The 2,394-nt window shown below is 70.5% G+C and carries 3 protein-coding genes; all 3 read right to left on the bottom strand.

Annotated elements, in window-relative coordinates:
* Positions 1-520 (bottom strand): tRNA ligase subunit PheS family protein (locus AC2VOR_RS13520; protein WP_486952688.1); only part of this gene is annotated, 520 nt, incomplete at its 3' end.
* A gap of 160 nt (positions 521-680) precedes the next feature.
* Positions 681-1,484 (bottom strand): rhomboid-like protein, encoded by an 804-nt coding sequence (locus AC2VOR_RS13525; RefSeq protein WP_486952689.1) that lies wholly within the window; start codon positions 1,482-1,484, stop codon positions 681-683.
* A 9-nt stretch (positions 1,485-1,493) separates the two neighbouring features.
* A partial coding sequence (locus AC2VOR_RS13530; protein WP_486963938.1) for an adenylate/guanylate cyclase domain-containing protein occupies positions 1,494-2,394 on the bottom strand: 901 nt, incomplete at its 5' end.

Consider the following 2,394-nt stretch of genomic DNA (forward strand, 5'->3'; position numbering starts at 1 on the left):
AGTTCTCCGGCGCGATGTAGAAGGTGTCCTGCTCGCTGCGGGCGGGGTGGTCGGCCGGGAAGTTGAGGGCGTCGAAGTTGAACTGCTCGGTTTCGACCTCGGGGCCCTCGGCCACCTCCCAGCCCATGGCGACGAAGGTGTCGGCGATGTGCTCGGCCAGGATCGTGATCGGGTGCCGGGCGCCGGGCGGCTGCCGCGTCGACGGCAGGGTGACGTCGATGGCCTCGGCGACCAGCACGGCCGCGTCCCGCTCGGCCCGCAGCGCCGCCAGCCGTTCGTCATAGCTGCGCTGGGCCTCGCCGCGCGCGGTGTTGACGCGCTTTCCGGCGTCGGCGCGCTCCTCCTTGGGCACGGCGGCCAGCGCCTGGCGGGCCAGCGCCAGCGGCGAACGGTCGCCGAGGTGTTCGGTCTTGATGCGGGCCAGCGCGTCGAGGTCGCCCGCGCCTGCAATGGCCTCCCGGGCGGCGGTGACCGCCTTGGCCAACGCTTCCGGCGACAGGTCGACGGGTTGCTCACCCACGCGGCGGCACTCTCCTTGCTCATGGCTGTCCGGTTGCCCGCATCGTCGCCGGGCGCGCCCCATTATTCCGGCCCGCGCGCGGCACCGGCCGAGTGCCGATCATATGCGATGGGGTCGGGCGCCCTGCGAGTTGCGCGCCCGACCGGCCAGCGGCTGCTGTCTATCCGGACACAGCCGGCTGCGGGGCTGCCGGTGCCGCGAGCGGCACCGCCCTGCGCGCCGTGACCACCTGGTCGATCTTGTAGGCCAGCACCGCGCCCAGGGCACCGAAGACCGGCGCCGCGGCGATCGTCGCCCAGTGGTGGGCCAGCAGCAGGAACCCGAAGCCCGAGGACGCGACCAACATCATGGTCCGCATCGGGGTCCACACGATCGGCTGGCGGAACCGGGACGACACCAGCACACCGAGGATGACGGCGACGGTGTGACCGGCGTCGGTGAAATCGCCGCCGACGATCGCCGAGGCGATGCCCGCGGCCACCCACCAGCCGACCCACGCCATCCGCCAGCGCCGGGGAATCACCGCGGTCATCGCTCCGAGGACCGCGAGGGCGCCGTAGCTCATGCCGACGTCACTGGCCCGGGTGACCGACAACGGTAGCCAACGCAGCTCGACGGCCGCGGCAAGCGCGGCGGCGACCAGAAGCGTCGCACCGATATGCCCCACCACGAACGCCACGACCAGCCGGATGGTGCGCAGGTGCAGTTCGGCGAGCACGAGCATGCACGTCAGAAAGGGCAGCCAGAAATACAGCGGACCCGCGTCGACGACCAACGCGCTGCCGAGCAGGGTGCCCAGGTGCCCGTGGGCCAGATTGTGCAGGTTGGTGCTGGCGCGCTGAATGATGATGTCGCGCGTCTGGGGGCCCAGAACGATCAGCGCGGAACTGACGGCCAGCAGTACTGCCACGTAGCCGACGGTGAACCGGATCCGGCCGAGCCGGGACAAGATGCCGTAGATCATCGACACCTACTATGCCTGTGATTCGGCTTCGTCGCTGTCATCGGAAACTGCCAACTCCCTACTGGCCTTGAGGCGATAGATCGCCAAGTCTGCGGGCAGCCCGGCGGGCTGGGGCGCAAACATGGGCTTACGTGCTCGTTTTGCAAAGACGCCCAGGGCGTCCAGTTCGCTCTGCGGTATCAGGTCCAACGTCGAACTGGACACCATGATTCCACCTTTGGTGGCCCGTTCCATAACTCGGGCCGCGATGTTGACGTCGACGCCGAGCCAGTCGGAGGCCATCCGCTGCGGGCGCCCGGTGTGAATGCCAACCCGCATCCGCGGGGTATGGTCGGCCACCTCGACCGATCGCAGGGCCCTTTCGGCGGCCAGCGCGGCCCGCACGGCGACGGCCGGGTCGCCGAACACCGCCATCAGCCCGTCGCCCAACCGTTTGACGATGTGCCCGCCGGCGTCCAACAGCGGCGGCTCGATGGCCTGCGCGACCTGCCGCAACAGCGTCAGGGCCGCGTCGTCGCCTGCCTGCAGCGACCAGGCGGAGAACCCGACCAGGTCGGTGAAGACCAGCGTCACCTCCGGATTGGCCGGCCGTCGGGAAACCGCCTCGGTCAGCGCCTGCCACAGCTGCAGCACACCCAGGCTGACCTCGCGCGACGCGGCACCGCGATCGCCCAGCAACCGGTCGGCGGCACGTGCGGCGGCGCGGGGACCGCCGTCGCCGGCGGTGGACAACGGGTCACCGAACTCGGGGTCGCCGGGCAGCAGTCGCCGGGCCCGCCGGATCAGGCCGACCAGCCCGGGGTTGCGGTTGGTGGTGTGCAACCACTGGGTGGCGTTCTGTATCGAGACCGGAGGGAGCCGCCGAAGAGTGGAGAGCGCCGCGGTTGTCACCGGTTCTTCGACTTCGCCC

The organism is Mycobacterium sp. TH-M103 (assembly GCF_057473785.1).